The organism is Burkholderia sp. BCC1977 (assembly GCF_905339595.1).
Lineage (GTDB): Bacteria > Pseudomonadota > Gammaproteobacteria > Burkholderiales > Burkholderiaceae > Burkholderia.
Map to the genome: position 1 here is coordinate 19402 of NZ_CAJPGQ010000055.1, position 26214 is coordinate 45615.

General features: G+C 61.7%; 37 protein-coding genes and 1 pseudogene. 36 read left to right on the top strand and 2 right to left on the bottom strand.

Annotated elements, in window-relative coordinates; all coding sequences use genetic code 11:
• Positions 1-51: 51 nt before the first annotated feature.
• The 33 genes from fusA (at position 52) to dsbD (ending at position 20684) form a co-directional block, all read left to right on the top strand.
• On the top strand, positions 52-2154 hold the full coding sequence (gene fusA, locus U5771_RS30910) for an elongation factor G (protein ID WP_322027469.1): 2103 nt from the start codon (positions 52-54) through the stop codon (positions 2152-2154).
• Positions 2155-2193: 39 nt separating this feature from the next.
• Positions 2194-3384, top strand: a complete 1191-nt coding sequence (gene tuf, locus U5771_RS30915) for an elongation factor Tu (protein WP_011350666.1) — start codon at positions 2194-2196, stop codon at positions 3382-3384.
• 285 nt (positions 3385-3669) lie between these two features.
• A complete protein-coding gene (gene rpsJ, locus U5771_RS30920) occupies positions 3670-3981 on the top strand; it encodes a 30S ribosomal protein S10 (RefSeq protein WP_004199280.1) in 312 nt (103 codons plus the stop codon).
• A 178-nt stretch (positions 3982-4159) separates the two neighbouring features.
• The gene (gene rplC / locus U5771_RS30925; RefSeq protein WP_006752926.1) at positions 4160-4810 is read left to right on the top strand and encodes a 50S ribosomal protein L3; all 651 of its coding nucleotides are present in this window, start codon (positions 4160-4162) and stop codon (positions 4808-4810) included.
• Positions 4810-5430 carry a 50S ribosomal protein L4 gene (gene rplD, locus U5771_RS30930; protein WP_006477192.1) on the top strand — a complete coding sequence of 207 codons (621 nt, stop codon included), beginning with the start codon at positions 4810-4812 and terminating at the stop codon, positions 5428-5430. The genes rplC and rplD overlap by 1 nt, the downstream gene beginning before the upstream one ends.
• Positions 5427-5741 (top strand): 50S ribosomal protein L23, encoded by a 315-nt coding sequence (rplW, locus tag U5771_RS30935; RefSeq protein WP_004199275.1) that lies wholly within the window; start codon positions 5427-5429, stop codon positions 5739-5741. Before rplD ends, rplW begins: the two co-directional genes overlap by 4 nt.
• Positions 5742-5743: 2 nt before the next feature.
• Complete coding sequence (gene rplB, locus U5771_RS30940) at positions 5744-6571, top strand: 50S ribosomal protein L2 (protein ID WP_006482900.1); 828 nt, start codon at positions 5744-5746, stop codon at positions 6569-6571.
• A 10-nt stretch (positions 6572-6581) separates the two neighbouring features.
• Positions 6582-6857, top strand: coding sequence for a 30S ribosomal protein S19 (rpsS, locus tag U5771_RS30945; protein ID WP_004199273.1), 276 nt, complete (start codon positions 6582-6584; stop codon positions 6855-6857).
• Between the two features lie 12 nt (positions 6858-6869).
• Positions 6870-7199: a 50S ribosomal protein L22 gene (rplV, locus tag U5771_RS30950; RefSeq protein WP_004199272.1), complete on the top strand. Its 330-nt coding sequence runs from the start codon at positions 6870-6872 to the stop codon at positions 7197-7199.
• Between the two features lie 11 nt (positions 7200-7210).
• Entirely contained in the window at positions 7211-8011 is an 801-nt protein-coding gene (gene rpsC, locus U5771_RS30955) for a 30S ribosomal protein S3 (protein WP_006482899.1), read from the top strand.
• 2 nt (positions 8012-8013) lie between these two features.
• The gene (gene rplP, locus U5771_RS30960; protein ID WP_006482873.1) at positions 8014-8430 is read left to right on the top strand and encodes a 50S ribosomal protein L16; all 417 of its coding nucleotides are present in this window, start codon (positions 8014-8016) and stop codon (positions 8428-8430) included.
• A 9-nt stretch (positions 8431-8439) separates the two neighbouring features.
• Positions 8440-8634, top strand: coding sequence for a 50S ribosomal protein L29 (gene rpmC, locus U5771_RS30965; RefSeq protein WP_006400652.1), 195 nt, complete (start codon positions 8440-8442; stop codon positions 8632-8634).
• On the top strand, positions 8631-8903 hold the full coding sequence (gene rpsQ, locus U5771_RS30970; RefSeq protein WP_006752928.1) for a 30S ribosomal protein S17: 273 nt from the start codon (positions 8631-8633) through the stop codon (positions 8901-8903). Before rpmC ends, rpsQ begins: the two co-directional genes overlap by 4 nt.
• 309 nt (positions 8904-9212) lie before the next feature.
• Entirely contained in the window at positions 9213-9581 is a 369-nt protein-coding gene (gene rplN / locus U5771_RS30975) for a 50S ribosomal protein L14 (RefSeq protein WP_006752929.1), read from the top strand.
• Between the two features lie 9 nt (positions 9582-9590).
• A complete protein-coding gene (rplX, locus tag U5771_RS30980; RefSeq protein ID WP_006477187.1) occupies positions 9591-9899 on the top strand; it encodes a 50S ribosomal protein L24 in 309 nt (102 codons plus the stop codon).
• A gap of 16 nt (positions 9900-9915) precedes the next feature.
• Positions 9916-10455 carry a 50S ribosomal protein L5 gene (gene rplE / locus U5771_RS30985; RefSeq protein ID WP_006477186.1) on the top strand — a complete coding sequence of 180 codons (540 nt, stop codon included), beginning with the start codon at positions 9916-9918 and terminating at the stop codon, positions 10453-10455.
• A gap of 7 nt (positions 10456-10462) precedes the next feature.
• Positions 10463-10768, top strand: coding sequence for a 30S ribosomal protein S14 (rpsN, locus tag U5771_RS30990; RefSeq protein WP_006482884.1), 306 nt, complete (start codon positions 10463-10465; stop codon positions 10766-10768).
• Between the two features lie 14 nt (positions 10769-10782).
• The gene (rpsH, locus tag U5771_RS30995) at positions 10783-11178 is read left to right on the top strand and encodes a 30S ribosomal protein S8 (protein ID WP_006477185.1); all 396 of its coding nucleotides are present in this window, start codon (positions 10783-10785) and stop codon (positions 11176-11178) included.
• Positions 11179-11196: 18 nt separating this feature from the next.
• On the top strand, positions 11197-11727 hold the full coding sequence (rplF, locus tag U5771_RS31000) for a 50S ribosomal protein L6 (RefSeq protein WP_006758786.1): 531 nt from the start codon (positions 11197-11199) through the stop codon (positions 11725-11727).
• Positions 11728-11739: 12 nt separating this feature from the next.
• Positions 11740-12105 carry a 50S ribosomal protein L18 gene (rplR, locus tag U5771_RS31005; protein ID WP_006477183.1) on the top strand — a complete coding sequence of 122 codons (366 nt, stop codon included), beginning with the start codon at positions 11740-11742 and terminating at the stop codon, positions 12103-12105.
• Between the two features lie 14 nt (positions 12106-12119).
• Entirely contained in the window at positions 12120-12638 is a 519-nt protein-coding gene (gene rpsE / locus U5771_RS31010) for a 30S ribosomal protein S5 (protein ID WP_006752931.1), read from the top strand.
• A 15-nt stretch (positions 12639-12653) separates the two neighbouring features.
• On the top strand, positions 12654-12836 hold the full coding sequence (gene rpmD, locus U5771_RS31015) for a 50S ribosomal protein L30 (protein WP_006400644.1): 183 nt from the start codon (positions 12654-12656) through the stop codon (positions 12834-12836).
• 26 nt (positions 12837-12862) lie between these two features.
• Positions 12863-13297, top strand: coding sequence for a 50S ribosomal protein L15 (gene rplO, locus U5771_RS31020; RefSeq protein WP_006482880.1), 435 nt, complete (start codon positions 12863-12865; stop codon positions 13295-13297).
• Positions 13298-13339: 42 nt separating this feature from the next.
• Positions 13340-14689, top strand: a complete 1350-nt coding sequence (gene secY / locus U5771_RS31025; RefSeq protein ID WP_322027470.1) for a preprotein translocase subunit SecY — start codon at positions 13340-13342, stop codon at positions 14687-14689.
• Between the two features lie 8 nt (positions 14690-14697).
• Complete coding sequence (gene infA, locus U5771_RS31030; RefSeq protein WP_004521905.1) at positions 14698-14916, top strand: translation initiation factor IF-1; 219 nt, start codon at positions 14698-14700, stop codon at positions 14914-14916.
• Between the two features lie 20 nt (positions 14917-14936).
• Complete coding sequence (rpmJ, locus tag U5771_RS31035) at positions 14937-15053, top strand: 50S ribosomal protein L36 (RefSeq protein ID WP_004199844.1); 117 nt, start codon at positions 14937-14939, stop codon at positions 15051-15053.
• Positions 15054-15091: 38 nt separating this feature from the next.
• Positions 15092-15457, top strand: coding sequence for a 30S ribosomal protein S13 (gene rpsM / locus U5771_RS31040; protein ID WP_006752933.1), 366 nt, complete (start codon positions 15092-15094; stop codon positions 15455-15457).
• 28 nt (positions 15458-15485) lie between these two features.
• On the top strand, positions 15486-15887 hold the full coding sequence (gene rpsK, locus U5771_RS31045; RefSeq protein WP_004197937.1) for a 30S ribosomal protein S11: 402 nt from the start codon (positions 15486-15488) through the stop codon (positions 15885-15887).
• Positions 15888-16042: 155 nt separating this feature from the next.
• A complete protein-coding gene (gene rpsD / locus U5771_RS31050; RefSeq protein ID WP_006752934.1) occupies positions 16043-16666 on the top strand; it encodes a 30S ribosomal protein S4 in 624 nt (207 codons plus the stop codon).
• A gap of 124 nt (positions 16667-16790) precedes the next feature.
• On the top strand, positions 16791-17768 hold the full coding sequence (locus tag U5771_RS31055) for a DNA-directed RNA polymerase subunit alpha (protein ID WP_006477176.1): 978 nt from the start codon (positions 16791-16793) through the stop codon (positions 17766-17768).
• A 147-nt stretch (positions 17769-17915) separates the two neighbouring features.
• Entirely contained in the window at positions 17916-18311 is a 396-nt protein-coding gene (rplQ, locus tag U5771_RS31060) for a 50S ribosomal protein L17 (RefSeq protein ID WP_006477175.1), read from the top strand.
• 206 nt (positions 18312-18517) lie between these two features.
• On the top strand, positions 18518-18844 hold the full coding sequence (gene cutA, locus U5771_RS31065) for a divalent-cation tolerance protein CutA (RefSeq protein ID WP_057924809.1): 327 nt from the start codon (positions 18518-18520) through the stop codon (positions 18842-18844).
• Positions 18837-20684 carry a protein-disulfide reductase DsbD gene (gene dsbD / locus U5771_RS31070; RefSeq protein WP_322027471.1) on the top strand — a complete coding sequence of 616 codons (1848 nt, stop codon included), beginning with the start codon at positions 18837-18839 and terminating at the stop codon, positions 20682-20684. The genes cutA and dsbD overlap by 8 nt, the downstream gene beginning before the upstream one ends.
• 102 nt (positions 20685-20786) lie before the next feature.
• Here dsbD and hemB read toward each other — a convergent pair whose 3' ends face one another.
• Positions 20787-21785, bottom strand: coding sequence for a porphobilinogen synthase (gene hemB, locus U5771_RS31075; protein WP_014898350.1), 999 nt, complete (start codon positions 21783-21785; stop codon positions 20787-20789).
• A 253-nt stretch (positions 21786-22038) separates the two neighbouring features.
• Positions 22039-22698, bottom strand: a complete 660-nt coding sequence (gene yihA, locus U5771_RS31080; RefSeq protein WP_322027472.1) for a ribosome biogenesis GTP-binding protein YihA/YsxC — start codon at positions 22696-22698, stop codon at positions 22039-22041.
• A gap of 216 nt (positions 22699-22914) precedes the next feature.
• Here yihA and U5771_RS31085 point away from each other — a divergent pair, with 216 nt between their 5' ends.
• From U5771_RS31085 to U5771_RS31095, 3 genes and pseudogenes are all read left to right on the top strand, one after another.
• The gene (locus tag U5771_RS31085; protein ID WP_322027474.1) at positions 22915-23568 is read left to right on the top strand and encodes a c-type cytochrome; all 654 of its coding nucleotides are present in this window, start codon (positions 22915-22917) and stop codon (positions 23566-23568) included.
• Positions 23569-23769: 201 nt separating this feature from the next.
• On the top strand, positions 23770-25986 hold the full coding sequence (locus U5771_RS31090) for a cytochrome c biogenesis protein ResB (RefSeq protein WP_322027473.1): 2217 nt from the start codon (positions 23770-23772) through the stop codon (positions 25984-25986).
• Positions 25987-25990: 4 nt separating this feature from the next.
• A pseudogene (locus U5771_RS31095) lies at positions 25991-26214 on the top strand (c-type cytochrome biogenesis protein CcsB); the annotation flags it as partial.

A 26214-nucleotide genomic window follows, 5' to 3' on the forward strand; every position in this document is an offset into this window, starting at 1 on the left:
TGAAGCGTGATGCAGCTGAGCTGCATCGCGTCATCCCAGTAGAGGATCAAAGTGGCTCGCAAGACTCCTATCGAGCGCTACCGCAATATCGGTATTAGCGCTCACATCGACGCCGGCAAGACGACGACGACCGAGCGCATTCTGTTTTACACCGGTGTGAACCACAAGATCGGTGAAGTCCACGACGGCGCAGCCACGATGGACTGGATGGAGCAGGAACAGGAGCGTGGCATCACGATCACGTCCGCTGCTACCACCGCCTTCTGGAAGGGCATGGGCGGCAACTATCCGGAACACCGCATCAACATCATCGACACCCCGGGTCACGTCGACTTCACGATTGAAGTCGAGCGCTCGATGCGCGTGCTCGACGGCGCGTGCATGGTGTACTGCGCAGTGGGCGGCGTGCAGCCGCAGTCGGAAACGGTGTGGCGCCAGGCGAACAAGTACAAGGTGCCGCGTCTCGCGTTCGTCAACAAGATGGACCGTACCGGCGCGAACTTCTTCAAGGTCTACGACCAGCTCCGTCTGCGCCTGAAGGCGAACCCGGTTCCGGTCGTGGTGCCGATCGGTGCGGAAGAAGGCTTCAAGGGCGTCGTCGACCTGATCAAGATGAAGGCGATCATTTGGGACGAGGCATCGCAAGGTACCAAGTTCGATTACGTGGACATCCCGGCGGAACTCGTCGAGACGTGCAACGAATGGCGCGAAAAGATGGTCGAGGCGGCTGCGGAGTCGAACGAAGACCTGATGAACAAGTACCTGGAAGCAGGCGAGCTGACCGAAGCCGAGGTCGTGAAGGGTCTGCGTGACCGTACGATCGCGTGCGAAATCCAGCCGATGCTGTGCGGTACCGCGTTCAAGAACAAGGGCGTGCAGCGTATGCTCGACGCCGTGATCGATTTCCTGCCGTCGCCGGTCGATATTCCGCCGGTTACGGGCGAACTCGAAAATGGCGAGAAGACGGAACGCCGCGCTGCCGACGACGAGAAGTTCGCGGCACTCGCGTTCAAGATCATGACCGACCCGTTCGTCGGCCAGCTGATCTTCTTCCGCGTCTACTCGGGCGTCGTCAATTCGGGTGACACGCTGCTCAATGCGACCAAGGACAAGAAGGAACGTCTCGGCCGTATTCTGCAGATGCACGCAAACCAGCGTGAAGAAATCAAGGAAGTTCGCGCAGGCGACATCGCTGCTGCGGTCGGCCTGAAGGAAGCGACCACGGGCGACACGCTGTGCGATCCGGCTCACCCGATCGTGCTCGAACGCATGATTTTCCCGGAGCCGGTGATTTCGCAGGCCGTCGAGCCGAAGACGAAGGCTGACCAGGAAAAGATGGGCCTGGCGCTCAACCGTCTGGCTCAGGAAGATCCGTCGTTCCGCGTGCAGACCGACGAAGAATCGGGTCAAACGATCATTTCGGGTATGGGCGAGCTCCACCTCGAAATTCTGGTCGACCGGATGAAGCGTGAATTCGGCGTGGAAGCGACTGTCGGCAAGCCGCAGGTTGCCTACCGCGAAACCATTCGCAAGTCGGCCGCGGACGTCGAAGGCAAGTTCGTCAAGCAGTCGGGTGGCCGTGGTCAGTATGGCCATGCGGTCATTACGCTCGAGCGCAGCGAACTGGGCAAGGGCTACGAGTTCGTCGACGCGATCAAGGGCGGCGTGATTCCGCGCGAATACATCCCGTCGGTTGACAAGGGTATCCAGGAAACGCTGAAGAGCGGCGTGCTGGCAGGCTTCCCGGTCGTCGACGTGAAGGTCACGCTGACGTTCGGTTCGTACCACGACGTTGACTCGAACGAAAATGCGTTCCGCATGGCTGGTTCGATGGCGTTCAAGGAAGCAATGCGCCGCGCTGATCCGGTTCTGCTCGAGCCGATGATGGCCGTGGAAGTGGAAACGCCGGAAGACTTCATGGGTAACGTGATGGGTGACCTGTCGGGTCGTCGCGGCATCATCCAGGGCATGGACGACATGGTGGGCGGCGGCAAGATCGTGCGCGCCGAAGTACCGCTGTCGGAAATGTTCGGCTATTCCACGTCGCTGCGTTCGCTGACGCAGGGTCGCGCAACGTACACGATGGAGTTCAAGCACTACGCTGAAGCTCCGAAGAACGTTGCAGAAGCGATCATCAGCGCGAAGACGAAGTAATTCGCTATCACAATCGATTATTTTTGAAAGAAGAGAATCATGGCAAAAGGTAAATTCGAGCGGACCAAGCCGCACGTCAACGTTGGTACGATTGGTCACGTTGACCACGGCAAGACGACGCTGACGGCAGCGATCACGACGGTGCTGACGAAGAAGTTCGGCGGCGAAGCGAAGGCCTACGACCAGATCGACGCGGCACCGGAAGAAAAGGCGCGCGGCATCACGATCAACACGGCACACGTCGAGTACGAAACGGCAAACCGCCACTACGCACACGTCGACTGCCCGGGCCACGCTGACTATGTGAAGAACATGATCACGGGCGCAGCGCAGATGGACGGCGCGATCCTGGTTTGCTCGGCAGCAGACGGCCCGATGCCGCAAACGCGTGAGCACATCCTGCTGGCGCGTCAGGTTGGCGTTCCGTACATCATCGTGTTCCTGAACAAGTGCGACATGGTGGACGACGCTGAACTGCTCGAGCTGGTCGAGATGGAAGTTCGCGAACTCCTGTCGAAGTACGACTTCCCGGGCGACGACACGCCGATCGTGAAGGGTTCGGCAAAGCTGGCGCTGGAAGGCGACACGGGCGAGCTGGGCGAAGTGGCGATCATGAGCCTGGCAGACGCGCTGGACACGTACATCCCGACGCCGGAGCGTGCAGTTGACGGCGCGTTCCTGATGCCGGTGGAAGACGTGTTCTCGATCTCGGGCCGTGGTACGGTGGTGACGGGTCGTGTCGAGCGCGGCATCGTGAAGGTCGGCGAAGAAATCGAAATCGTCGGTATCAAGCCGACGGTGAAGACGACCTGCACGGGCGTTGAAATGTTCCGCAAGCTGCTGGACCAAGGTCAAGCGGGCGACAACGTCGGTATCCTGCTGCGCGGCACGAAGCGTGAAGACGTGGAGCGTGGCCAGGTTCTGGCGAAGCCGGGTTCGATCACGCCGCACACGCACTTCACGGCTGAAGTGTACGTGCTGAGCAAGGACGAAGGCGGCCGTCACACGCCGTTCTTCAACAACTACCGTCCGCAGTTCTACTTCCGTACGACGGACGTGACGGGCTCGATCGAGCTGCCGAAGGACAAGGAAATGGTGATGCCGGGCGACAACGTGTCGATCACGGTGAAGCTGATCGCTCCGATCGCGATGGAAGAAGGTCTGCGCTTCGCAATCCGCGAAGGCGGCCGTACCGTCGGCGCCGGCGTCGTCGCCAAGATCATCGAGTAATCTCGACGATCCGCGGATCCCTCCGGGGTCCGCGATTCCACGGTAGGCAGTTGTACCGTCGAAACCGGGTGTCCAGTTTGATCTGGCACCCGGTTTTGTCTTTGTGGCGTGCCGTCCGCACATTGACAAACCCGCACCACCACTTCAGTTTTTCGTGTAGAATCGCGGGCTTAGCAGTGGAAGTACCGTTCGGAACCGGGCGCCTCGCTCCCCGCAGGCAACAGGTTTCGCGTTCTTTTAGTGTCCGGCGATGCAACATCGCCTCGCTCTTTTCAAGGAATCGTCATGCAGCAACAGAAAATCCGCATTCGCCTGAAGGCTTTCGACTATCGTCTGATCGATCAATCGGCTGCCGAGATCGTCGATACCGCGAAGCGGACTGGTGCAATCGTCCGTGGCCCGGTGCCGCTGCCGACGCGCATCCAGCGTTTTGACATCCTGCGTTCGCCGCACGTCAACAAGACGTCGCGCGATCAGCTCGAAATCCGTACCCACCAGCGCCTGATGGACATCGTCGATCCGACCGACAAGACGGTTGACGCGCTGATGAAGCTCGACCTGCCGGCTGGCGTCGACGTGGAAATCAAGCTGCAGTAAGGCTTTCGGCGCCAACCGGCTTGCCGGGCGGTGCTAAGTCTTTGTATTGCTTGCGGAAATCGAGAAGTCGGGCTATACTGCTTGGCTTTTCGCGTATTCGCGTAAAAAAGTTGGGCCTTGCGTGCCCGGCATTTTGTAAATCAGCCCCGACCAATCGCAGTCGGGAATGGAGAAAATGATGAGCCTTGGACTCGTAGGTCGCAAGGTTGGCATGACCCGTATCTTCACGGCTGAAGGGGATTCGATTCCCGTCACCGTGCTGGACGTGTCGGACAACCGCGTGACGCAGATCAAGACTGTTGAAACCGACGGCTACACGGCCGTGCAGGTTGCATTCGGCTCCCGCCGCGCATCGCGCGTGACGAAGCCGCTGGCAGGTCATCTCGCCAAAGCCGGTGTCGAAGCCGGTGAAATCCTCAAGGAATTCCGCATTGACGCGGCCAAGGCAGCTGAGCTGTCGAATGGCGCCGTGGTCGGTGCTGATCTTTTCGAAGTAGGCCAGAAGGTCGACGTGCAAGGCGTGTCGATCGGTAAGGGCTACGCCGGTACGATCAAGCGTTACAACTTCTCCTCCGGCCGTGCCACGCACGGTAACTCGCGCTCGCACAACGTGCCGGGCTCGATCGGTATGGCGCAGGATCCGGGTCGTGTTTTCCCGGGTAAGCGCATGACGGGTCACCTCGGTGACGTTACGGTGACGGTGCAGAACCTCGAAATTGCGCGTATCGACGCAGAGCGCAAGCTGCTGCTCGTCAAGGGTGCGATTCCGGGCGCGAAGGGCGGCAAGGTTTTCGTGACGCCGGCCGTCAAGACCAAGGGGGCGAAATAATGGAACTCAAGCTCCTGAACGAAAATGGTCAGGAAGGTGCAGTGGTCAACGCGTCGGACGTCGTGTTCGGTCGTGACTACAACGAAGCGCTGATCCACCAGGTCGTCGTCGCGTACCAGGCGAATGCTCGCCAGGGTAACCGCGCACAGAAGGACCGTGAGCAAGTCAAGCACACCACCAAGAAGCCGTGGCGTCAGAAGGGTACGGGCCGCGCTCGTGCCGGTATGTCGTCGAGCCCGTTGTGGCGTGGCGGTGGTCGCATCTTCCCGAACTCGCCGGAAGAGAACTTCTCGCACAAGGTCAACAAGAAGATGCATCGCGCAGGTCTCTGCTCGATCTTCTCGCAGCTGGCCCGTGAAGGCCGTCTGTCGGTCGTCGAGGACATCATCCTCGAAGCGCCGAAGACCAAGCTGCTGGCTGACAAATTCAAGACCATGGGTCTCGACTCCGTTCTGATCATCACGGACACGGTCGACGAGAACCTGTACCTGGCTTCGCGCAACCTGCCGCACGTGGCGATTGTCGAGCCGCGCTACGCTGACCCGCTGTCGCTGATCTACTTCAAGAAAGTGCTGGTCACGAAGGCTGCGGTCGCCCAGATCGAGGAGTTGCTGTCATGAGCGAGATTCGCAAGAACGATCATCGTTTGATGCAGGTCCTGCTCGCACCGGTGATCTCGGAAAAGGCGACGCTGGTTGCCGACAAGAACGAGCAAGTCGTGTTCGAAGTCGCACCGGATGCCACGAAGCAGGAAGTGAAGGCGGCTGTCGAGCTGCTGTTCAAGGTTGAAGTTGATTCGGTCAACGTGCTGGTTCAGAAGGGCAAGCAAAAGCGCTTCGGCCGTTCGATGGGCCGCCGTAAGGACGTGAAGAAGGCGTACGTTTGCCTGAAGCCCGGCCAGGAAATCAACTTTGAAGCGGAGGCCAAGTAATCATGGCAATCGTGAAAGTTAAACCGACTTCGCCGGGTCGCCGCGCGATGGTCAAGGTGGTCAACAAGAACCTGCACCAGGGCAAGCCGTTCGCGGCACTGCTCGACTCGCAGAGCTCGACCGCCGGCCGTAACAACAACGGCCGTATCACCACGCGTCACAAGGGTGGTGGTCACAAGCAACACTATCGTATCGTCGATTTCCGTCGCACGAAGGATGGCATCCCGGCAAAGGTCGAGCGTCTCGAGTACGACCCGAACCGTAGCGCGAACATCGCGCTGGTGCTCTACGCAGACGGCGAGCGTCGCTACATCATCGCCCCGAAGGGCCTGACCGTCGGCCAACAGCTGATGTCGGGTTCGGAAGCGCCGATCCGTGCAGGCAACACGCTGCCGATCCGCAACATTCCGGTCGGTACGACGATCCACTGCATCGAGATGCTGCCGGGCAAGGGCGCGCAAATGGCGCGTTCGGCTGGCACGTCGGCCATGCTGCTGGCACGTGAAGGCGTCTACGCGCAGGTTCGTCTGCGTTCGGGCGAAATCCGCCGCGTGCACATCGAGTGCCGTGCAACGATCGGTGAAGTCGGCAACGAAGAGCATAGCCTGCGCCAAATCGGCAAGGCTGGCGCGAACCGCTGGCGCGGTATCCGCCCGACGGTGCGTGGCGTTGCGATGAACCCGGTTGATCACCCGCACGGTGGTGGTGAGGGCAAGACGGCTGCAGGTCGCGACCCGGTGAGCCCGTGGGGTACGCCGGCTAAGGGTTACCGCACCCGCAGCAACAAGCGCACGACGACGATGATCGTCCAGCGCCGTCACAAGCGTTAAGGAGTAGGCAATGGCACGTTCTGTTAAAAAAGGTCCGTTCTGCGACGCCCATTTGCTGAAGAAAGTTGAGGCGGCTGCAGCTTCGCGCGACAAAAAGCCGATCAAGACCTGGTCGCGTCGCTCGACGATTCTGCCGGATTTCATCGGCCTGACGATCGCTGTTCACAACGGCCGTCAACACGTTCCGGTGTACATCTCGGAAAACATGGTCGGCCACAAGCTTGGCGAGTTCGCACTGACCCGTACGTTCAAGGGTCACGCGGCCGACAAGAAGGCCAAGAAATAAGGGGCAATCAAGATGGAAGTGAAAGCAATTCATCGCGGTGCCCGCATCTCGGCGCAAAAAACGCGCCTTGTGGCTGACCAGATCCGCGGTTTGCCGGTCGACAAGGCGCTGAACGTTCTGACGTTCTCGCCGAAGAAGGCGGCTGGCATCGTGAAGAAGGTTGTGCTGTCGGCAATCGCGAATGCGGAGCACAACGAAGGCGCTGATATCGACGAGCTCAAGATCAAGAGCATCTACGTCGACAAGGCTGCATCGCTCAAGCGTTTCACCGCGCGCGCCAAGGGCCGCGGTAACCGCATCGAGAAGCAATCCTGTCACATCACTGTGACGGTCGGGAATTAAGGAGCCATACGATGGGACAGAAAATTCATCCGACTGGCTTCCGCCTGGCTGTCAGCCGCAATTGGGCTTCGCGTTGGTACGCGAACAACAACAATTTCGCGGCGATGCTGCAGGAAGACATCGGCGTTCGTGAATACCTGAAGAAGAAGCTGAAGAACGCTTCGGTCGGTCGGGTCGTCATCGAGCGTCCGGCGAAGAACGCGCGCATCACGATTTACAGCTCGCGTCCGGGCGTCGTCATCGGCAAGAAGGGCGAGGATATCGAACAGCTGAAGACGGAACTGCAACGCCGCATGGGCGTGCCGGTTCACGTCAACATCGAAGAGATCCGCAAGCCGGAAACCGATGCGCAACTGATCGCTGACTCGATCACGCAACAGCTCGAGCGCCGGATCATGTTCCGTCGCGCGATGAAGCGTGCGATGCAGAACGCGATGCGTCTGGGTGCCCAGGGCATCAAGATCATGAGCGCAGGCCGTCTGAACGGTATCGAAATCGCTCGTACGGAGTGGTATCGCGAAGGTCGCGTGCCCCTTCACACGCTGCGCGCCGACATCGACTACGCGACCTCGGAAGCGAAGACGACCTACGGGATCATCGGCGTCAAGGTGTGGGTGTACAAGGGCGACACGCTCGGCCGCAATGACGCGCCGGTGGTCGAAGAAGTAGCCGAAGACAAGCGTCCGCGTCGCAATGCGCGTCCGGGCGACCGTCGTCCGCGCCGTGACGGCGAAGGCGGCGCTCCGGGTGCTCGTCGTGGCGCACCGCGCCGTGGCGCCGGCAAGCCCGAAGACGGCAAGACTGGAGAATAACGATGCTGCAACCGAAACGCAGGAAGTATCGTAAGGAGCAGAAGGGTCGCAACACCGGCAAGGCGACGCGCGGCAACGCAGTGTCGTTCGGTGAATTCGGCCTGAAGGCGATCGGTCGCGGTCGTTTGACCGCACGTCAAATTGAAGCGGCGCGTCGTGCAATGACGCGTCACATCAAGCGTGGCGGCCGCATCTGGATCCGGATCTTCCCGGACAAGCCGATTTCGCAAAAGCCGGCAGAAGTGCGTATGGGTAACGGTAAGGGTAACCCGGAGTACTACGTCGCCGAGATCCAGCCGGGCAAGATGCTCTATGAAATGGACGGCGTAACCGAAGAACTGGCACGCGAAGCGTTCCGTCTGGCTGCAGCCAAGCTGCCGCTGAAGACGGCATTCATCGTGCGCCAGCTCGGCGCCTAAGGAGAAAACATGAAGGCTTCCGAACTTCTCCAGAAAGACCAGGCCGCGCTCAACAAGGAGCTGGCGGACCTGCTGAAGGCGCAATTCGGCCTGCGCATGCAACTCGCGACCCAGCAGCTCACGAACACGAGCCAGCTGAAGAAGGTTCGTCGCGACATCGCACGTGTGCGGACCGTCATGACTCAGAAGGCGAACCAGAAATGAACGATAGCGTGAAAACCTCGCTGAAGCGGACGCTGGTCGGTCGGGTCGTCAGCAACAAGATGGACAAGACCGTCACCGTGCTGATCGAGCACCGCGTCAAGCACCCGATCTACGGCAAGTATGTCGTGCGCTCGAAGAAGTACCACGCGCATGATGAAGCGAACACCTGCAACGAAGGCGATCTCGTCGAAATCCAGGAAACCCGTCCTGTTTCGAAGACGAAGGCCTGGACGGTGTCGCGCCTCGTCGAAGCAGCTCGCGTCATCTAAGCGGGCAGCGCAGTAGGCAGTAACAGGCACTTCTCCTCGAAGTGCTTGAAATCGCAAAGTTTTTGCTTGCGTGACCAGGATTATTTGTTATAATCCTGGTCTTCCCTCTTTATGGGAGCCCCGTCGCGGGCGAAGTTGGTGGGGGAAGCGGACTGGCGCCAGCCTGTCCGAAAGATTCACCGAATTGCGATGGCGGGTTTCGTTTGCCGTCGCTGCTGTTCCAACCCAAGCAGCCGATTGGCTGACGGGACCAAGACTGACCGAATGCATCATGGTGGTGCATCCGGATTAAGTTGGGAAAGACAAACCATGATCCAGACCGAATCTCGGCTCGAAGTAGCCGACAACACGGGTGCGCGTGAAGTCATGTGCATCAAGGTGCTCGGCGGCTCGAAGCGTCGTTATGCCGGCATTGGCGACATCATCAAGGTGACCGTCAAAGAGGCAACGCCGCGCGGGCGCGTGAAGAAAGGCGAAATCTACAACGCCGTGGTGGTCCGCACCGCCAAGGGTGTTCGCCGTCAAGACGGCTCGCTGATCAAGTTCGACGGCAACGCCGCTGTGCTTTTGAATAACAAGCTTGAGCCGATCGGCACCCGTATCTTCGGGCCGGTGACGCGTGAGCTGCGTAGCGAACGATTCATGAAGATCGTTTCGCTGGCGCCGGAAGTGCTGTAAGGAGTCGCGATGAACAAGATTCGCAAAGGTGACGAAGTCATCGTCGTCACTGGCAAAGACAAGGGCAAGCGCGGCGTCGTGCTGGCTGTCGGTGCGGAACATGTGACGGTTGAAGGTATCAACCTCGTCAAGAAGCATGTGAAGCCGAACCCGATGAAGGGTACGACGGGCGGCGTGGAAGCGAAGACGATGCCCCTGCATATTTCGAACGTCGCACTGGTCGACGCGAATGGCAAGGCGTCGCGTGTTGGCATCAAGGTCGAGGAAGGCAAGAAGGTTCGCTTCCTGAAGACGACCGGTGCCGTACTGAGCGCCTGACGCAGCGGAGTAAAAAATGGCTCGTTTTCAAGAGTTTTACAAAGAAAAGGTTGTGCCCGGCCTGATCGAGAAGTTCGGTTACAAGTCGGTCATGGAAGTGCCGCGCATCACCAAGATCACGCTGAACATGGGTCTTGGCGAAGCGATCGCTGACAAGAAGATCATCGAGAACGCCGTCGGCGACCTCACGAAGATCGCCGGTCAGAAGCCGGTCGTCACGAAGGCACGCAAGGCAATCGCAGGCTTCAAGATCCGCCAGGGCTACCCGATCGGCGCGATGGTGACGCTGCGTGGCCAGGCGATGTACGAATTCCTCGACCGTTTCGTGACCGTTGCCCTGCCCCGCGTGCGCGACTTCCGCGGCGTGTCGGGTCGTGCCTTCGATGGCCGCGGCAACTACAACATCGGTGTGAAAGAGCAGATCATTTTCCCCGAAATCGACTACGACAAGATCGACGCACTGCGTGGGCTGAACATCAGCATCACGACGACTGCGAAGACCGACGACGAAGCAAAGGCTCTGCTCGCCAGCTTCAAGTTCCCGTTCAGAAACTGAGGTTACCGTGGCTAAACTGGCACTGATCGAACGTGAAAAGAAGCGCGCCCGCCTGGTCGCGAAGTTCGCAGCAAAGCGCGAAGCGCTGAAGGCGATCGTCGAAGACCAAAGCAAGTCGGAAGAAGAGCGCTACGAAGCACGCCTTGAGCTGCAGCAACTGCCCCGCAACGCAAACCCGACCCGCCAGCGTAACCGCTGCGCGATCACGGGCCGTCCGCGTGGCACGTTCCGTAAATTCGGCCTCGCGCGTAACAAGATTCGTGAAATCGCATTCCGTGGCGAGATTCCTGGCCTGACCAAGGCGAGCTGGTAATAGGAGAAACGTAAATGAGCATGAGTGATCCTATCGCCGATATGCTGACTCGCATCCGCAACGCGCAGATGGTCGAGAAGGTATCGGTTGCGATGCCCTCGTCGAAGGTCAAGGTTGCAATCGCGCAAGTCCTGAAGGACGAAGGTTATATCGACGATTTCGCCGTCAAGGCGGAAGGTGCGAAGTCCGAACTGAATATCGCGCTGAAGTACTACGCAGGTCGCCCGGTTATCGAACGCCTCGAGCGCGTGTCGAAGCCTGGTCTGCGCGTGTACCGCGGCCGTAACGACATTCCGCAGGTCATGAACGGCCTGGGTGTGGCAATCGTGTCGACGCCGAAGGGCGTGATGACCGACCGCAAGGCGCGCGCTACCGGCGTCGGCGGCGAAGTCATCTGCTACGTTGCTTAAAGCCGAGGAGAGAGAAACATGTCTCGAGTAGGTAAGAGCCCGATCGCGCTGCAAGGCGCGGAAGTCAAGCTGGCCGACGGTGCAATCACCGTCAAGGGCCCGCTGGGCACCATCACGCAAGCGATCAATCCGCTCGTGAACGTGGCGAACAACGACGGCACGCTGAATCTGTCGCCGGTCGACGAAAGCCGCGAAGCAAACGCACTGTCGGGCACGATGCGCGCGATCATCGCGAATGCCGTGCACGGCGTGACCAAGGGTTTCGAGCGCAAGCTGACGCTGGTTGGCGTCGGTTATCGTGCGCAAGCGCAAGGCGACAAGCTGAACCTGTCGCTGGGTTTCTCGCACCCGGTGGTGCACCAGATGCCGGAAGGCGTCAAGGCTGAAACCCCGACGCAAACCGAAATCGTGATCAAGGGGATCAACAAGCAACAAGTCGGTCAAGTGGCTGCGGAAGTCCGCGGTTACCGTCCGCCGGAGCCCTACAAGGGCAAGGGCGTGCGCTATTCCGACGAGGTTGTGATCCTCAAAGAAACGAAGAAGAAGTAAGGGTGCGCAATCATGGATAAGACTCAATCTCGCCTGCGCCGCGCTCGCCAGACGCGTATCAAGATCGCTGAGCTGCAGGTCGCGCGTCTCGCCGTGCATCGCACGAACACGCACATCTACGCTCAAGTGTTCTCGCCCTGCGGCACCAAGGTGCTCGCCAGCGCGTCGACGCTCGAGGCAGAAGTGCGGGCTGAACTGGCCGACAAGTCGGGCAAGGGCGGCAACGTTAATGCCGCGACGCTGATCGGCAAGCGTATTGCCGAGAAGGCAAAGGCTGCCGGCATCGAATCCGTCGCCTTCGACCGCTCGGGCTTCCGCTACCATGGCCGCGTCAAGGCGCTGGCTGAGGCAGCTCGCGAAGCTGGGCTCAAGTTCTAAGGAAGGAATTCGTCATGGCAAAGATGCAAGCGAAAGTTCAGGCTGACGAGCGCGACGACGGCCTTCGTGAAAAGATGATTTCGGTCAATCGCGTGACCAAGGTCGTGAAGGGTGGCCGTATTCTCGGCTTCGCCGCACTGACCGTGGTTGGCGACGGTGATGGCCGCATCGGTATGGGCAAGGGCAAGGCGAAGGAAGTGCCGGTCGCTGTCCAGAAGGCAATGGAACAAGCTCGCCGCAACATGTTCAAGGTGCCGCTCAAGAACGGCACGCTGCAGCACGAAGTGCACGGCAAGCATGGCGCATCCGCTGTCCTCCTCGCTCCGGCGAAGGCAGGTACGGGCGTGATCGCCGGCGGCCCGATGCGCGCAGTGTTCGACGTGATGGGCGTTCAGAACGTCGTGGCGAAGAGCCACGGTTCGACGAACCCGTACAACCTCGTTCGCGCCACGCTGGACGGTCTGCGCAAGCAGTCGACCCCGGCAGACATCGCGGCGAAGCGCGGCAAGTCCGTCGAAGATATTTTGGGCTAAGCCCGGGTGGTCACCATGTCTGAAAAAACTGTCAAGGTTCAGCTCGTTAAGAGCCTGATCGGGACCCGCGAATCGCACCGCGCGACCGTGCGTGGCCTGGGCCTGCGCCGACTCAACTCGGTTAGCGAGCTGCAGGACACGCCGGCGGTCCGCGGCATGATCAACAAGGTCTCGTACCTCGTTAAGGTCATCGCGTAAGCGGCCCTACGGATCAAGGAGTTGATATGGAATTGAATAACCTGAAGCCGGCCGCTGGTGCCAAGCACGCCAAGCGTCGCGTCGGCCGCGGCATCGGTTCGGGCCTCGGCAAGACGGCTGGCCGTGGTCACAAGGGTCAGAAATCGCGTTCGGGCGGCTTCCACAAAGTCGGTTTCGAAGGCGGTCAGATGCCGCTGCAACGTCGTCTGCCGAAGCGCGGCTTCACGTCGCTGACGAAGGAATTCGTCGGTGAAGTGCGCCTGGGCGACCTCGAGAAGCTGCCGGTCGATGAAATCGATCTGCTCGCACTGAAGCAAGCCGGCCTGGTCGGCGAGCTGACGAAGAGCGCAAAGATCATCGCGACGGGCGAACTGAAGCGCAAGATCGTCGTGAAGGGTCTCGGTGCCACCAAGGGTGCGCGCGCTGCGATCGAAGCGGCTGGCGGTTCGTTCGCCGAGTGACACGCGTAGCGCGTCGTTACTTGCATTCATCGGAGAAGGTACTTGGCTAACAGCCCGAGTCTTGCAAAACCCGGTCGAAGCACGGCGAAATTCGGCGATCTGCGTCGGCGAGCGATGTTCCTGCTCCTGGCGCTGATCGTCTATCGCATCGGCGCGCACATCCCCGTGCCGGGCATCGATCCGGATCAACTGGCGAAGCTGTTCCAGAGCCAGGCGGGCGGCATCCTGGGCATGTTCAACATGTTCTCGGGTGGCGCGCTTTCCCGCTTCACGATCTTTGCGCTGGGGATCATGCCGTACATCTCGGCGTCGATCATCATGCAGTTGCTGGCGATCGTCTCGCCGCAGCTCGAGGCGCTGAAGAAGGAAGGGCAGGCAGGGCAACGGAAGATCACGCAGTACACGCGGTATTTCACCGTGGTGCTCGCGACCTTCCAGGCGTTCGGTATCGCGGCTGCGCTGGAAAACCAGCCGGGCCTCGTGACCGATCCCGGCATGCTGTTCCGTCTGACGACGGTCGTGACGCTGGTTACCGGCACGATGTTCCTGATGTGGCTGGGTGAGCAGATCACCGAGCGCGGTCTGGGCAACGGTATCTCGATCATCATCTTCGGCGGGATCGCAGCAGGGTTCCCGAATGCCGTCGGTGGGCTGTTCGAGCTGGTGCGTACGGGTTCGATGAGCATCATTTCGGCGATCATCATCGTCGTTCTGATTGCCGCGGTGACTTACCTGGTCGTGTTCATCGAACGCGGTCAGCGCAAGATCCTCGTGAACTACGCGAAGCGCCAGGTCGGCAACAAGATCTACGGTGGCCAGTCGTCCCACTTGCCGCTGAAGCTGAACATGTCGGGCGTGATTCCGCCGATCTTCGCATCGTCGATCATCCTGTTCCCGGCCACGATTCTCGGCTGGTTCAGCACGGGTCAGCCGTCGGGAAGCTGGATCTCCAACACGTTGCATAACGTCGCGGAGGCGCTGAAGCCGGGCCAGCCGGTCTATGTGCTGCTGTACACGCTGGCAATCGTGTTTTTCTGCTTCTTCTACACCGCGCTGGTGTTCAACAGCAGGGAAACCGCGGACAACCTGAAGAAGAGCGGCGCGTTTGTTCCGGGCATTCGTCCGGGCGATCAGACCGCACGATATATCGACCGCATCCTCACGCGTCTGACGCTGGCCGGTGCGATCTACATCGTCTTCGTGTGTCTGCTGCCGGAATTCCTGGTGCTGCGCTGGAACGTGCCGTTTTATTTTGGTGGAACGTCGCTGCTGATCATTGTCGTCGTCACGATGGACTTCATGGCGCAGGTGCAGTCGTACGTTATGTCGCAACAGTATGAGTCACTGCTCAAGAAGGCGAACTTCAAGGGCGGCAACATCCCAATGCGTTGATTAGGACTATGGCCAAAGACGATGTAATCCAGATGCAAGGTGAGGTGATTGAAAACCTCCCGAATGCGACCTTCCGTGTGAAGCTGGAAAACGGCCATGTCGTGTTGGGGCATATCTCCGGGAAGATGCGGATGCACTACATCCGCATCCTGCCGGGCGACAAGGTGACGGTTGAATTGACGCCTTACGATCTGTCTCGTGCGCGGATCGTGTTCCGGGCGAAGTGATTTGAAAAAAGGGTATTATCATGAAAGTGATGGCATCGGTTAAGCGCATTTGCCGCAATTGCAAGATCATCAAGCGCAAAGGCGTCGTTCGCGTGATCTGCAGCTCGGATCCGCGCCACAAGCAGCGCCAAGGCTGACCGCGCGTTTGTTTGCGCTTTTTGTTTGAGGAAAAACAATGGCTCGTATCGCAGGGGTTAACATCCCGAATCACCAGCATACCGAGATCGGCCTGACGGCAATCTTCGGTATCGGCCGCACGCGCTCGCGCAGCATCTGCTCGGCAGCTGGCGTGGAATTCTCGAAGAAGGTCAAGGACCTGACCGACGCAGACCTCGAAAAGCTGCGTGAAGAAGTGGGCAAGTTCATCGTCGAAGGCGATCTGCGCCGTGAAGTGACGATGAACATCAAGCGCCTGATGGACCTCGGTTGCTACCGTGGCGTTCGTCATCGCAAGGGCCTGCCGATGCGCGGTCAGCGTACGCGTACGAACGCACGTACCCGCAAGGGTCCGCGTCGTGCAGCGCAAGCGCTGAAGAAGTAAGCGGAACTGACAGTTACAGGAAAACGTAATGGCTAAGGCTTCGAACACCGCGGCGCAACGCGTTCGCAAGAAGGTTAAGAAGAACGTCGCTGAAGGCGTGGTTCACGTTCACGCGTCGTTCAACAACACGATCATCACGATCACCGATCGCCAGGGCAATGCACTGGCATGGGCGACGTCGGGCGGCCAGGGCTTCAAGGGCTCGCGCAAGTCGACGCCGTTCGCTGCTCAGGTTGCTGCTGAGTCGGCCGGTCGCGTGGCGATGGAATACGGCGTGAAGAATCTGGAAGTGCGGATCAAGGGCCCGGGCCCGGGTCGTGAGTCGGCAGTGCGCGCACTGCATGGCCTCGGCATCAAGATCACCGCGATTTCGGATGTCACCCCGATTCCGCACAACGGCTGCCGTCCGCCGAAGCGCCGTCGTATCTAAGAATGTGCTGGCACGTTCGTGCTGGCGCATTTGCCTGTCGCCGCCTAGCGTCGACGGGCGTTGCTTTTTTGATTGACTAAGCCCACCGTTCGCCCCAAAGGGCGCGAACTAGCGCGGATTTCGATCCGCGTGACTGATTGATAAAGGAATGCAAAGTGGCACGTTATATCGGCCCTAAGGCCAAGCTGTCCCGCCGTGAAGGCACCGACCTGTTCCTGAAGAGCGCGCGCCGCTCGCTCGCCGACAAGTGCAAGCTCGACAGCAAGCCGGGTCAGCACGGCCGTACCTCGGGCGCACGTACGTCCGACTATGGTACGCAGCTGCGTGAAAAGCAAAAGGTCAAGCGCATCTACGGTGTCCTGGAGCGTCAGTTCCGCCGCTACTTCGCTGAAGCCGACCGCCGCAAGGGCAACACGGGTGAAAACCTGCTGCAACTGCTCGAGTCGCGTCTCGACAACGTCGTGTATCGCATGGGCTTCGGCTCGACCCGCGCTGAAGCGCGTCAGCTGGTGAGCCACAAGTCGATCACCGTGAACGGCGTCGTCGCGAACGTGCCGTCGCAGCAAGTGAAGGCGGGTGACATCGTCGCGATCCGCGAAAAGGCGAAGAAGCAGGCGCGTATCGTCGAAGCGCTGTCGCTGGCCGAGCAAGGCGGCATGCCGAGCTGGGTTGCAGTCGATGCGAAGAAGTTCGAAGGCACGTTCAAGCAAATGCCGGAACGCGCTGACATCGCAGGCGACATCAACGAAAGCCTGATCGTCGAATTGTATTCGCGTTAATCCGATTGACGGCCGAGGTACCCCGATTGCGTTATGCAAGGAGGGGCCTCGGCTGTTTATTTTCTGGTTGTTACCGGTCAGCCTTATCGGTGTAACGAGCCGAGGGTATTGAAAAGGAAAGCCCATGCAAACCAGTTTGCTGAAACCCAAGATCATCGCCGTGGAATCGCTGGGCGAGAACCACGCGAGGGTGGTCATGGAACCGTTCGAACGCGGTTACGGCCACACCTTGGGCAATGCGCTTCGCCGCGTGCTGCTGTCGTCGATGGTTGGCTACGCGCCGACCGAAGTCACGATCGCTGGCGTGGTGCACGAGTATTCGACGCTTGATGGCGTGCAAGAGGACGTCGTCAACCTGCTGCTGAACCTGAAGGGTGTGGTGTTCAAGCTGCACAACCGTGACGAAGTGACGGTGACCCTGCGCAAGGAAGGCGAAGGCGTCGTCACGGCCGGCGATATCGAGCTGGCTCACGATTGCGAAGTCATCAACCCGAATCACGTGATCGCACACCTGTCGAAGGGCGGCAAGCTCGACGTTCAGATCAAGATCGAAAAGGGTCGCGGCTACGTGCCCGGCAACGTCCGTCGCTACGGCGAAGACACGGCCAAGATCATCGGCCGTATCGTCCTCGACGCATCGTTCTCGCCGGTTCGCCGCGTGAGCTATGCCGTTGAAAGCGCACGTGTCGAGCAGCGTACCGACCTCGACAAGCTCGTGATGAACATCGAGACGAGCGGCGTGATCACCCCGGAAGAGGCGATCCGTCAATCGGCCCGCATCCTGGTCGACCAGCTGTCCGTGTTCGCGGCACTGGAAGGCACGGAAACGGCTGCCGAAGCCCCGTCGCGCGCACCGCAGATCGATCCGATCCTGCTGCGTCCGGTGGACGATCTCGAGCTGACGGTTCGTTCGGCGAACTGCCTGAAGGCCGAGAACATCTACTACATCGGCGATCTGATCCAGCGCACGGAAAACGAGCTGCTGAAGACGCCGAACCTCGGTCGCAAGTCGCTCAACGAGATCAAGGAAGTGCTCGCTTCGCGCGGTCTCACGCTGGGCATGAAGCTCGAAAACTGGCCGCCGGCTGGTCTCGACAAGTAAGCCTGCTTGTAGCCCGGTTGTCGCTGTAGTTGGCAAAGATGCGGATTTTCCTTTAAAATCCGCATCTTGCTTTTTTCGTTACCGGCCCGTGCACCCCAGCGGTGCGATAGAAGAGCTGGATCAAAACTTTGAATCAAGGAAACTGAAATGCGCCATCGTCATGGTCTGCGGAAACTGAACCGCACGAGCAGCCACCGTCTGGCTATGCTCCGTAACATGTCCAACTCGCTGATCGAGCACGAAGTCATCAAGACGACGCTGCCGAAGGCGAAGGAACTCCGTAAAGTCGTCGAGCCGCTGATCACGCTCGGCAAGAAGCCGTCGCTGGCAAACCGTCGCCTGGCGTTCAACCGCCTGCGCGATCGTGACTCGGTGGCGAAGCTGTTCGACGTGCTCGGTCCGCGTTTCGCGAACCGTCCGGGCGGCTACCTGCGCGTGCTGAAGTTCGGCTTCCGCGTCGGCGACAACGCACCGATGGCACTGGTCGAGCTGCTCGATCGTCCGGAAGTCGACGAAACGGAAAACGTGCAAGAAGCTGAATAAGCTTCCGGTACGCAGCAGTATCTGAAAGGGGCCGAGCAATTGCTTGGCCCTTTTTGTTTCTGGCGGCGCCGCGGCTGCGATCGATTGTCGCAGTTCGATGCCGGCAGCGTCGCGCGGGCTGCGCTACGATATGGAACTGTCCGCGCGGGCCCTCGATGGCGATTCGTGGCGGCGGAAGGCGGTCGAAACCAGCCGGGAGAGCACGTATGGTGGTGGTGTTGATGCTGACGACGGTGCCGGATGCGGCGACGGCCGCGGCGCTCGCCGACGGCGCGCTCGACGCGCGGCTTGCCGCGTGCGTGTCGGAGCTCGGTGCGATCAAATCGCGCTATCACTGGCAGGGCAAGGTCGAGACGGCCGACGAGATCCAGTTGCTGTTCAAGACGAGCCCCGTGCGCTCGCTCGAACTGGAGCGATTTATTCTCGCGCATCATCCCTACGAGACGCCGGAAATCGTCTCGTGGCAGGCGACGGCCTCGGCCGCGTACGGCCAGTGGGTGACCAGCGAAACTCAACGTCTATTTCATGTTTAACGGTATGGCGCTTTCCGTGCGCGTGCGCGCGCTGCGGTTCCTCGCAGTCCTGTTGTCGTTCATGTTCGTGCTGGGCGGCCTGTCGGTCGCGCGCGCGGCCGACGACTTTCTCGATCCGTCGGTTGCGTTCAAGTTCAGCGCGAGCGAATCGCCGGGGCAGGTGGACGTCCGCTTCAAGGTCGCCAACGGCTATTACCTGTACCGCGAGCGGTTCGCGTTCGCGGTGAAGGGCGGGCAGGCGACGCTCGGCGACCCGCAATTCCCGGCCGGCCACGTGAAGTTCGACCAGACGTTCCAGAAGGAAGTCGAGACCTATCGCGACGAGGTCGTGATTCACGTGCCGGTGAAGCAGGCTGCGGGGCCGTTCGAGCTCGCGGTGACGTCGCAGGGGTGCGCCGACGAAGGGATCTGCTATCCGCCCGCCGAGCACGTCGTGAAGGTCGACGGCGCGGCGCTGGGGGCGGCCGCGCCGGCCGATGGCGCGGCGGCTTCGGGCAGCTGGTTCGACAAGGTCACGAGCGCGGATTTCGCGCAGTCGCTGCTCGAGGGGCACGGCTTCTTCACGATCGTTGCACTGTATTTCGTTGCGGGCGTCGTGCTGAGCCTCCTGCCCTGCTCGTATCCGATGATTCCGATCGTGTCCGCGATCATCATCGGCCAGGGCACGCGCGCGACGCATGCACGCGGCTTTGCGCTGTCGCTGACGTACGTGGTCGGCATGGCGCTCGTCTATACGGTGCTGGGCATCGCGGCGGCGCTGGTCGGCCAGAGCCTTGGCGCGTGGCTGCAGAACCCGTGGGTGCTCGGCGCGTTCGGCGTGCTGCTCACAGCATTCGCGTTATCGCTGATTTCGGGCAAGGACATCGCGCTGCCCGAGCGCTGGCAGAACGGCACGGCCGGAGCCTCGAGCGCGCGCCAAGGCGGCCACTTCGTCGCGGTTGCCGCAATGGGCGCGTTGTCGGCGCTGGTCGTCGGCGCATGCATGACGGCACCGCTGTTTGCGGTGCTCGCGTTCATCGCGCACACCGGCAACGCGCTGCTCGGCGGCGCCGCGCTGTTCGCGATGGGGCTGGGGCTCGGCGTGCCGCTGCTCATCGTCGGCATTGGTGCCGGCACGGTGCTGCCGCGCGCGGGCGCATGGATGGACGGCGTGAAGGTGTTCTTCGGCATCGTGCTGCTCGCCGCCGCGCTGTGGATCGTGTGGCCGGTGCTCGCGGGCGGCCTGAAGATGGTGCTCGCCGCGTTGTGGTTGCTCGTCGCGGCCGCGGCGCTCGGCCTGTTCACGCCGCATGCCGGCGCCGCGTCGATCTGGCGTCGTCTCGGCCGCGGCCTCGGCGCCGCGCTCGCGATCTGGGCCGCGACGCTGCTCGTCGGTCTCGCGGCGGGCTCCAACGACCCTGTGAAGCCGCTGGCCGTCCTCGCGGCGCGCACGGTCGCGTCGGGCGATGGGGCGGCGGCCGGTGCGGCGGCGGGAGAGCAGGGGCCCGCGTTCGCGTCGGTGCGCTCCAATGGCGAACTCGACACGCTGCTGAAGACGTCGGGCCGGCCCGTGATGCTCGACTTCTACGCCGACTGGTGCGTGAGCTGCAAGGAAATGGAGCATCTGACGTTCACCGATTCACGCGTGCAGGCGCGGCTCGCGCAGCTTCACCTGGTGCGTGCCGACGTCACCGCGAACAATCGGGACGACCAGGCGCTGCTCAAGCGCTTCAACCTGTTCGGGCCGCCGGGCATCATCTTCTTCGATCGCAACGGCAACGAAATCGGCCGCGTGGTCGGTTATCAGGCGGCCGAGACGTTCCTGCGCAGCCTCGATCGCGCAGCGGTGCCGACGGTGTAACGCGCGCTCGTCGGCGTGCGTCGGCGCCGACCGACGGCAAATAAAAAACGGCGGGACACCGAAGTGTCCCGCCGTTTTTCCTTGTGCCTGCCGGCACGTGCCTCAGCGCTGCGCTTTCAGCAGACGCGCGGCGTCTAGCGCGAAGTACGTGAGCACGCCGTCGGCGCCTGCGCGCTTGAATGCGAGCAGCGATTCGAGCACGACCTTGTCGTGGTCGAGCCAGCCGTTCATCGCGGCGGCCTTCAGCATCGCGTATTCACCGCTTACCTGGTACACGTAGGTCGGGAAGCGGAACTCGTCCTTCACGCGGCGCACGATGTCGAGATACGGCATGCCGGGCTTGACCATCACCATGTCGGCGCCTTCGTCGATGTCGAGGCGCACTTCGCGCAGCGCTTCGTCGCTGTTCGCCGGATCCATCTGGTAGGTCATCTTGTTGCCCTTGCCCAGATTGGACGCCGAGCCGACCGCATCGCGGAACGGGCCGTAGAACGCCGACGCGAACTTGGCCGAATAAGCCATGATGCGCGTGTGGATATGGCCGTCGCTTTCCAGCATCTCGCGAATCGCGCCGATGCGGCCATCCATCATGTCCGACGGCGCGACGATGTCGACGCCGGCTTCCGCCTGCGCGCGCGCCTGGTCGACCAGGATCTCGATCGTGTCGTCGTTGATCACGTAGCCGTTCTCGTCGAGCACGCCGTCCTGGCCGTGGCTCGTGTACGGGTCGAGCGCGACGTCGGTCAGCACGCCGAGTTCGGGGAAGCGCTTCTTCAGCTCGCGCACCGCGCGCGGGATCAGGCCTTCCGGATTGGCCGCTTCGCGGCCGTCAGGCGTCTTCAGCGACGGCTCGATGGCCGGGAACAGCGACAGCACGGGCACGCCGAGTTCGACGCACTGCTCGGCGACATGCATCAGCAGATCGACCGACACGCGCTCGACGCCGGGCATCGACGGGACGGGCTGGCGTTCGTTGGTGCCTTCGACGACGAACACCGGATAGATCAGGTCGTCGGTGGTCAGGCGGTTTTCGCGCATCAGGCGCCGGGAGAAGTCGTCGCGGCGCATCCGGCGCGGACGATGAAGCGGATGGAAGCTCATGGCGATTTGGCAGAAATCAGGGCAAGAAGGACCTTACGGAACCCTTAGGTCATTTTCGAGATCGTTGGTATATGATAGCGATCGAGCGGCACGCGTCGCGTGCAGCTCCCCGCTTCTCCTCCCTGAGCGGGTGCCTGTCGTTATTCGATTAGGCTGTTTGACCCGCCGTTCAACGGCGGGTTTTTTTATGGGCCGGCCGAATCCGCAGGTGCCGTCAGGTGCGCGCAGCCGATCCCGGCCGCGCGTTGCCCGCTCATTGTGCTACAGGCTCGCTTTCTTCGTCGGCGACGGACGGCCGCACCCAGCTCTCGATCAGTTCATGCGCCTCGTCGAGCCCGGTGCGCTTCAGCGCCGAAAACAGCTGGACGGTCAGCTTGCCCTTCACGCCCTGGTCGCGATACGCGTCGAGCCCCTTCTGCGTGTTGCGCAGCGCATTGATGCTTTCCTGCCGCGTCAATTTGTCGCACTTCGTCAGCAGCGTGTGGATCGGCTTGCCGGTCGGCGCGAACCACTCGATCATCCGGCGATCGAGGTCGGTCAGCGGGCGGCGCGAATCCATCATCAGGATCAGGCCGCACAGCTGCGAGCGAGTCGCGAGGTAGGACGACAGCAGCATTTCCCAGTGGGCCTTCGCGGCCCCCGGTACTTCCGCGTAGCCGTAGCCGGGCAGGTCGACGAGGTTCGCGACGGGCTCGGCGGCCGGGCCGACGGAGAAGTAGTTGATGTGCTGCGTGCGGCCGGGCGTCTTCGACGCGAAGGCGAGCCGCTTCTGGTTGCACAGCACGTTGATCGCCGTCGATTTGCCGGCATTCGAGCGACCCGCGAACGCGATTTCCGGTTGCACCGTCGGCGGCAGGTCGCGCAGATGGTTGACGGTCGTGTAGAAGCGGGCTTGATGGAGCAAAAAGGCCATGGGAAACCGGTGGGACGGGGCGGCGCGAGCCGCTTGGTGGAGGCGGGGTAGCCCCGATAGGCGCGGGAGCTTTCAGCGCGATATTGTACAATACGGCGGTTTTGCCGAAGGGCTGCGGGCGCCTGCCTCGCGCTTTTATGCAGCTTCTGCGGTAGACTGGTCGACGTCGTTTTTTGCAGAACCTCAAATTCCCACAAGACGAAACAGGGTGTGCGAATGAATCGACTGTGCAAGTCTCTGATGGTGCTTCAGGTTGCAGCAGGGTTCGTAGGTTTCGTAGCGGAGGCAAACGCGGCGGATGCGGCAAAGCCGGATCTGGACCGCGGCAAGGCGATTGCCGGGCAAGTCTGCGCGTCGTGTCACGGTGCAGACGGCAACAGTGCGTCGGGCAGTTTCCCGAAGCTCGCCGGCCAGCATCCCGACTATCTGGTCAAGCAGTTGAACGACTTCAAGGCCCAGCCGGGCGCGAAGGGGCCGGCGCGGACCAATCCGGTGATGGTCGGGTTCGCGAGCGCGTTGAGCGCGGACGACATGCGCAACGTCGCCGCGTATTACGGATCGCAGGCGACGAAGCTCGGCACCGCACGCGATGCGGCGACCGTGCCGGTCGGCCAGAAGATCTATCGCGGCGGCATCGCGGAAAAGGGTGTACCCGCCTGCGCGAGCTGCCACGGGCCGACGGGGCAGGGGATTCCGGTCCAGTACCCGCGTCTGTCGGGGCAGTGGGCCGATTACACGGTTGCCCAGTTGACCGCGTTCCAGCAGGGTGTCGGCGCGCGCAACAACAACGAGGCGATGCATCAGATCGCATCGCGTCTGTCGGACAACGAGATCAAGGCCGTCGCGGATTACATCGCGGGCCTGCGTTGAACGGACGGTCGCGAATGGAATGACCGGGCGCCCTGAGGGCGGCCGGAGTCAGAACAAGAAAAGGGTGGGGCGCCGCGTGATTGCGGTTGCCTCGCCCTTTTTTGTCAGCACTCGCCGGGCCGTCCCAAGCGTGCTGACCGCCCCCTCGGGGGCAGCGAACATAGTGAGCGTGGGGGCTGTTTCCCCTTAGTCGGAGTTTGAATGAGCGTTACCACGTCGGGGTTGCAGTCGAAGTCGGGTCAAAGTGCGTCCAGGCGCGCGATCGAGCTGCTGAGCTCGATGCGCTTCGCGATCGCGCTGCTGGTGGTGCTGTCGATCGCGAGCATCGTCGGCACGGTCCTGACCCAGGATGACCCGTATCCGAACTACGTGAACCAGTTCGGCCCGTTCTGGGCGGACATCTTCCGCTCGCTGGGCCTGTACAACGTGTACAGCGCGTGGTGGTTCATGCTGATCCTGATCTTCCTCGTGGCGTCGATCTCGCTGTGCGTGATCCGCAATGCGCCGAAGATGCTCGCCGATGCGAAGAGCTGGAAGGACAAGGTCCGCGAGGGCAGCCTGCGCGCCTTCCACCACAAGGCCGAATACTCGGCGTCCGGCACGCGCGCGACCGTCGCGGCCACGCTCGCCACGTTCGTCACCAAGGCCGGCTACAAGCACGTCGTGCGTGAAACCGACGGCGCGACGCTGATCTCCGCGAAGCGCGGCGCGCTGACGAAATGGGGCTACATCTCCGCGCACGTTGCGATCGTCGTGATCTGTATCGGCGGCCTGCTGGACAGCAACCTGCCGATCAAATTCCAGATGTGGATGTTCGGCAAGAGCCCGGTCAACACGAGCGCGACGATCAGCGAGATCTCGCCCGACCACCGGCTGTCCGCGTCGAACCCGACGTTCCGCGGCTACGCGTGGGTGCCGGAAGGCCAGTTCGTGTCGACCGCGATCCTGAACCAGCCGAGCGGCTCGCTGATCCAGGACCTGCCGTTCTCGATCCAGCTCAACAAGTTCATCGTCGACTACTACACGACGGGGATGCCGAAGCTGTTCGCGAGCGACATCGTCGTGATCGATCGCGAGACGGGCCAGAAGATCCCGGCGCGCGTCGAGGTCAACAAGCCGTTCACGTACAAGGGCGTGTCGATCTATCAGTCGAGCTTCCAGGACGGCGGCTCGCAGATGGAGATGACGGCCTACCCGATGACGGGCGACAACGCGAAGTCCTTCGCGGTGAAGGGCGCGATCGGTAGTACGGCGCCGCTGCAGATGCCGGGCAGCGACGGCGACACGATCGAGTTCTCCGACTTCCGCGCGATCAACGTCGAGAACATGGCCGACGCGAACGGCAAGCCGGACGTGCGCGGCGTCGCGAAGACGGAGTCGCTGAAGGAAGCGTTCGACGAGCGGCTCGGTTCGGGCGCGAAGACGTCGAAGCCGATGCAGCTCCACAACATCGGCCCGTCGGTGCAATACAAGATTCGCGGCAAGGACGGCCAGGCGCGTGAATTCAACAACTACATGCTGCCGGTCGACATGGGCGGCACGCGCGTGTTCCTCGCCGGCGTGCGCGCGAGCCCGAACGATCCGTTCCGCTACATGCGGATCCCGGCCGACAGCCAGGATTCGATCGCCGAATGGATGCACCTGCGCGCCGCGCTCGAGGATCCGGCCGTGCGTGCCGATGCCGCCGCGCGCTTCGCGCAGCGTTCGCTGCCGACGACCGAAGCGTCGCTGCGCGGCCGCCTGCAGGACAGCGCGTTCAAGGTGCTGACCCTCTTTGCGGCGAGCGACGACAGCGTCGGCCGCGGTGCCGACGGCCAGCCGGTCGGCGGCTTCCAGGCGGTGGCGACGTTCATCGACCGTTCGGTGCCGAAGGCCGAGCAGGAGAAGGCGGCCAGCCTGCTGCTGCGCATGCTCGAGGGTTCGATGTGGGAGGTCTGGCAGATCGCGCGCGAGCGCGCCGGCGAGCCGGCCGCCCAGCAGGGCACCGATACGATCCGCTTCGTGCAGAACGCGATCAATGCGCTATCGGACAGCTTCCTGTATGGATCGCCGGTCTATTTGCAGCTTGACTCCTTCAAGCAGGTGCAAGCTTCGGTATTTCAGTTGACGCGCGCACCCGGCAAGAATCTGGTGTATCTTGGCAGCCTGCTGTTGGTCGCCGGCATCTTCTCGATGTTCTACGTGCGCGAGCGGCGCCTCTGGTTCTGGCTCAAGGATGCCGGTTCGGGCGTCGATGTGGTGATGGCGATGTCCACGGCCCGCAAGACCTTCGATTTCGAGAAGGAATTCGTGCAGACGCGCGACGCGGCCGGCGCCGCCTTGCGCGCCACACCGCGCGACGCCGCGCCAGCCGGTGCGGCTGCGACTGCCCGTCCGCCTGCCGGCGGCGATTCCAATTCCGAGAATTCCACCCGGTAACATCATGGATCTCACTCAAGTTTCCGCTTCCCGTTCGGGGCCGGTCCAGGCCTCGAATCCGGCGCCGTTGTTCGACGATCGTCCGTTCCTCGCGCGCCTGTCGGTCATCGACTGGCTGTTCGCCCTGGCACTCGTGGTCGGCGCGGGCTATGCGTTCGTGCATTACAACGAACACATGAATTACTACGACAAGGCGGTGATGATCGGCACGGTGCCGGCGCTTGTCGT

Coding starts and splice junctions, on each gene's coding strand:
- rpsM (WP_006752933.1), top strand. CDS start 15,092: ATGGCTCGTATCGCAGGGGTTAACATCCCGAATCACCAGCATACCGAG.
- rpmC (WP_006400652.1), top strand. CDS start 8,440: ATGAAGGCTTCCGAACTTCTCCAGAAAGACCAGGCCGCGCTCAACAAG.
- rplW (WP_004199275.1), top strand. CDS start 5,427: ATGAGCGAGATTCGCAAGAACGATCATCGTTTGATGCAGGTCCTGCTC.
- rpmD (WP_006400644.1), top strand. CDS start 12,654: ATGTCTGAAAAAACTGTCAAGGTTCAGCTCGTTAAGAGCCTGATCGGG.
- cutA (WP_057924809.1), top strand. CDS start 18,518: ATGGTGGTGGTGTTGATGCTGACGACGGTGCCGGATGCGGCGACGGCC.
- rplC (WP_006752926.1), top strand. CDS start 4,160: ATGAGCCTTGGACTCGTAGGTCGCAAGGTTGGCATGACCCGTATCTTC.
- rplD (WP_006477192.1), top strand. CDS start 4,810: ATGGAACTCAAGCTCCTGAACGAAAATGGTCAGGAAGGTGCAGTGGTC.
- rpsQ (WP_006752928.1), top strand. CDS start 8,631: ATGAACGATAGCGTGAAAACCTCGCTGAAGCGGACGCTGGTCGGTCGG.
- yihA (WP_322027472.1), bottom strand. CDS start 22,698: ATGGCCTTTTTGCTCCATCAAGCCCGCTTCTACACGACCGTCAACCAT.
- rplV (WP_004199272.1), top strand. CDS start 6,870: ATGGAAGTGAAAGCAATTCATCGCGGTGCCCGCATCTCGGCGCAAAAA.
- rpsS (WP_004199273.1), top strand. CDS start 6,582: ATGGCACGTTCTGTTAAAAAAGGTCCGTTCTGCGACGCCCATTTGCTG.
- U5771_RS31090 (WP_322027473.1), top strand. CDS start 23,770: ATGAGCGTTACCACGTCGGGGTTGCAGTCGAAGTCGGGTCAAAGTGCG.
- rplQ (WP_006477175.1), top strand. CDS start 17,916: ATGCGCCATCGTCATGGTCTGCGGAAACTGAACCGCACGAGCAGCCAC.
- rpsC (WP_006482899.1), top strand. CDS start 7,211: ATGGGACAGAAAATTCATCCGACTGGCTTCCGCCTGGCTGTCAGCCGC.
- rplE (WP_006477186.1), top strand. CDS start 9,916: ATGGCTCGTTTTCAAGAGTTTTACAAAGAAAAGGTTGTGCCCGGCCTG.
- rplX (WP_006477187.1), top strand. CDS start 9,591: ATGAACAAGATTCGCAAAGGTGACGAAGTCATCGTCGTCACTGGCAAA.
- rpsJ (WP_004199280.1), top strand. CDS start 3,670: ATGCAGCAACAGAAAATCCGCATTCGCCTGAAGGCTTTCGACTATCGT.
- tuf (WP_011350666.1), top strand. CDS start 2,194: ATGGCAAAAGGTAAATTCGAGCGGACCAAGCCGCACGTCAACGTTGGT.
- hemB (WP_014898350.1), bottom strand. CDS start 21,785: ATGAGCTTCCATCCGCTTCATCGTCCGCGCCGGATGCGCCGCGACGAC.
- dsbD (WP_322027471.1), top strand. CDS start 18,837: ATGTTTAACGGTATGGCGCTTTCCGTGCGCGTGCGCGCGCTGCGGTTC.
- rplF (WP_006758786.1), top strand. CDS start 11,197: ATGTCTCGAGTAGGTAAGAGCCCGATCGCGCTGCAAGGCGCGGAAGTC.
- U5771_RS31085 (WP_322027474.1), top strand. CDS start 22,915: ATGAATCGACTGTGCAAGTCTCTGATGGTGCTTCAGGTTGCAGCAGGG.
- rplR (WP_006477183.1), top strand. CDS start 11,740: ATGGATAAGACTCAATCTCGCCTGCGCCGCGCTCGCCAGACGCGTATC.
- rpsH (WP_006477185.1), top strand. CDS start 10,783: ATGAGCATGAGTGATCCTATCGCCGATATGCTGACTCGCATCCGCAAC.
- U5771_RS31055 (WP_006477176.1), top strand. CDS start 16,791: ATGCAAACCAGTTTGCTGAAACCCAAGATCATCGCCGTGGAATCGCTG.
- rpsE (WP_006752931.1), top strand. CDS start 12,120: ATGGCAAAGATGCAAGCGAAAGTTCAGGCTGACGAGCGCGACGACGGC.
- rpmJ (WP_004199844.1), top strand. CDS start 14,937: ATGAAAGTGATGGCATCGGTTAAGCGCATTTGCCGCAATTGCAAGATC.
- rpsK (WP_004197937.1), top strand. CDS start 15,486: ATGGCTAAGGCTTCGAACACCGCGGCGCAACGCGTTCGCAAGAAGGTT.
- rplP (WP_006482873.1), top strand. CDS start 8,014: ATGCTGCAACCGAAACGCAGGAAGTATCGTAAGGAGCAGAAGGGTCGC.
- rplN (WP_006752929.1), top strand. CDS start 9,213: ATGATCCAGACCGAATCTCGGCTCGAAGTAGCCGACAACACGGGTGCG.
- rplO (WP_006482880.1), top strand. CDS start 12,863: ATGGAATTGAATAACCTGAAGCCGGCCGCTGGTGCCAAGCACGCCAAG.
- rplB (WP_006482900.1), top strand. CDS start 5,744: ATGGCAATCGTGAAAGTTAAACCGACTTCGCCGGGTCGCCGCGCGATG.
- infA (WP_004521905.1), top strand. CDS start 14,698: ATGGCCAAAGACGATGTAATCCAGATGCAAGGTGAGGTGATTGAAAAC.